Raw genomic sequence first — 3,121 nt, 5'->3', positions numbered from 1 at the left:
CACGTTGACCACGCCGCTGATCAACACAATGCCCCAAATCGCGGAAGTCAGAGGGAAGGGTCTCAAAGCTGATCCTTTAAGGAATGGTTGTCACGTAAGTCTCCGCAGCTGGCGACCCAGCTCCCTATATTGCTCCCCGATCGGCAACCGACTGCATCCGCTCGCTGGTTCAGGATCAGTGCTCCCGCCGAATATGTTTGGTCCCGGCATTTGATGGAGCGGGTCAACAACACCGTCCGGCTGAAGGTTTGGAAGGGATTCATCCTGGTCGGCCGCAAGGGCCCGAACAGGCTTCCGCCTCCACACCTTCAGGAGATTTCGGTCCACGAGCAGCGCGACGCGCAGGGCTTCGTCACTGTACACGCTGACTGCTCCCAGGCGCCCCGGCCCATGGCAAGTAGCGGAAACGGACGGGAAAGCGCCCGCCCGGGGGGGCGGGGCGGGCGCGGTTCCGCATGGGTTTTCTGGATCAAACGAAGGTGAAGTCCGACGCGGTCAGGCCTAGGTCGGCCACGGTGACTACACCGCCCAGGTGGGCGAACTCGTGCGCGCTGCCGTCGGCGGTGACATAGGCCAGAGTTGCAACTCTGTCAGTGTAGCTGCTTTGGTAGACAATGATGTCGCCGGCGTGCTCGCCGGAGATCGCACTCGCCGCCTCATTAGCAGAGTTGAAAGATTCACCAGTGATCACCACGACGTGTTCGCCGTTCGCACCCGACGCCGCACCGCTGTAGAAGCTGCTCACCGGGTAGCCGGACTGTATGCTGGCGTTGTTGACGAAGTTCGCGCCAAAACCGTCGTTGTAGAGGCCTACCGCATCGAAGGCGAACTTGTCCTCCGCCGGGTTGAAATCGGTGATAGTGGTAATGTCCGACGTCGACCCGACAACCCCAGGCACCGGATTGTGGAACTGGAACACGAACGTGTCACTGTCGCTGCCCCCGGTCAACGTGTCCTGGCCGTCACCCACGTAGAGGACATCCTGGCCGGGTCCGCCGCTGAGCCTGTCATTGTCCTCACCGGAGACGCGCGCGTTGAAGCGGCCGTTGTCGCCGGAGAGATCGTCCCAGCCATCTCCGCCGAAGATGCGGTCGTTACCCTCGCCGCCGATGGCTCGGTCACTGCCCGCGCCACCCGAGATCTCGTCGTTGCCGCCACGACCGTCAAGCCAGTCACCGCCCTGGTAACCCTCGATCCAGTCAACACCCTCGGTGCCGAGGAGTGTTTCGGAACCCGGGCCACCTTCGATAATCTTTGCCATTGAAAATACTCCTAATGATGCCCCTGCCTGAGTCGTTCATATTCGTCATCGGACAATTGGAGAAATCGATTGCTTGGATAGGCATACATTTACGAAATGGATGCATTCTCGTTCACTTCGCCCTTCTGCTGAGCAGTTGCGGGCTCGCAGGCGGCGGGGACACGCCCCAGGCAATCGGCCCGAATATTCACACTCAAAGAACGGTCCAGGAAAACTTGGCAACCGGTCGTCCTGGTTGGGCCGCCCTCGGAAGAACGGGCATGGGGCTGTGTTGCCGAGTCGCGCCGGCACTGCCCATTGCGAGCAATGGAACGTTAGGGAGCGCGTTCGCGCGAGCCGAGATCGGAACCGACAGGCGCACCAGGTAGTACGAAATGCCGGGTTCACCAGGATTTCTCCGACCACCCCGCCAGTCGGGTGCTGTATCTTCTCACTAGGAAACGACGACAAAGTGTCCGGACGCTACAACCGCACCGGAGAGATTCGTGAAGGTCGCCCAGGCTCCGGCTCCTCCCACAAAGATCACGCTCGCCAGAAGGCCCGCCACCAGGTGCCGGCGAATGGACTCGAAACGTCATTGTTCTGATGAATGCCGGACACCGGGATCCTCCATGTCAGCGCGCTCTGCCACGTGATCCTGTGTAGACTCGATGGCCTTCAGGACTTTGGAACGCGCACCGAATGATCGCTGCCGTCCACCTTCCATCACCAACACCAAATCGACGGCGCGGATGGCGCTCGGCCGATGGGCGACGACAACCGCAATGCCCTTGCGCTCGCGCACGGAGGCGATCGCATTAACGACTGCAGCTTCGCCTTCCGCGTCGAGATGGGCATTGGGTTCATCCAGCACGACAAGGAAAGGGTCTCGATAAAGGGCCCGGGCAAGACCGATAAGCTGACGCTGCCCGGCGGAAAGTGCCGATCCGGCCTCACCAATCGGAGTTTCGTATCCGTGCTCAAATCGGAGGATCAGTTCGTGCGTGCCCGCTGCTTTCGCCGCGGCGACAATAGCCTCAGGGTCAGGATCATNGCTCAAATCGGAGGATCAGTTCGTGCGTGCCCGCTGCTTTCGCCGCGGCGACAATAGCCTCAGGGTCAGGATCATCTTCAAAACGAGCGATGTTTTCGGCAATGGTGCCATCGAACAATTCAACACCTTGTGGCAGATAGCCGATGTGACGGCCTAGTGCTTCCCGGTCCCATTGATCGAGGCTTGCGCTGTCGATGCGAACCTTCCCGGCGACCGGCGTCCATGCGCCGACGATGGCGCGCGAGAGTGTCGACTTGCCCGAGCCCGACGGGCCGATGACCCCGAGTGCGCTTCCCGCCTGAATGGCAAACGCAAGGCCGGTCACGGTCGGCTTGCTTTCGCCGGGCGGAACGATTGTCACGCTTTCGAGGCGCAGTTCGCGTTCAGGTGCAGGCATTAGCATAACAGGAGCGGTTTCAGGAACCTTTTCCAAGAGGTCCTCCAGCCGCGCCCAACCCTGGCGCGCCATGAGGAAGGGTTTCCAGCTTGAAATGGCGAGGTCGACCGGAGCCAGCGCACGCCCCATCATGATCGAACTGGCAATCATGACCCCGGCCGTAGCCTCTTCCCTGACGACAAGGTACGCACCGACGGCAAGAATGGCCGATTGCAGCAGCACGCGCAGCGACTTTGAAATGGCACCCAGCCCACCTGCCACGTCCCCAGCTTTCCGGTTGGCGGCCAGAAACTTGGCATTGGCCTTTTGCCATCGGGCAGCGATCCGCTTTCCAAGACCGAGAGCTTGCACGACCTCGGCATTGCAACGCGCTGCTTGCAGCAGACCATTGCGTGCCATGTTGTGGGCAACGGTATCGCTTATCGGCCCT

1 protein-coding gene and 2 pseudogenes are annotated in these 3,121 nt (G+C 61.0%); all 3 read right to left on the bottom strand.

Annotated elements, in window-relative coordinates:
- Positions 1-469: 469 nt before the first annotated feature.
- Positions 470-1,261 carry a hypothetical protein gene (locus X730_RS135415; protein ID WP_023673926.1) on the bottom strand — a complete coding sequence of 264 codons (792 nt, stop codon included), beginning with the start codon at positions 1,259-1,261 and terminating at the stop codon, positions 470-472.
- Between the two features lie 381 nt (positions 1,262-1,642).
- A pseudogene (locus X730_RS1000000169025) lies at positions 1,643-1,861 on the bottom strand (HlyD family type I secretion periplasmic adaptor subunit); the annotation flags it as partial.
- A pseudogene (locus X730_RS1000000167285) lies at positions 1,836-3,121 on the bottom strand (ATP-binding cassette domain-containing protein); the annotation flags it as partial. The pseudogenes X730_RS1000000169025 and X730_RS1000000167285, both read right to left, overlap by 26 nt.

The organism is Mesorhizobium sp. L103C131B0, assembly GCF_000502275.1.
GTDB lineage: Bacteria > Pseudomonadota > Alphaproteobacteria > Rhizobiales > Rhizobiaceae > Mesorhizobium.
The sequence above is the reverse complement of the archived record's forward strand: the minus strand, read 5'-3'. Positions and strand labels throughout refer to the sequence as shown.

Coding starts and splice junctions, on each gene's coding strand:
- X730_RS135415 (WP_023673926.1), bottom strand. CDS start 1,261: ATGGCAAAGATTATCGAAGGTGGCCCGGGTTCCGAAACACTCCTCGGC.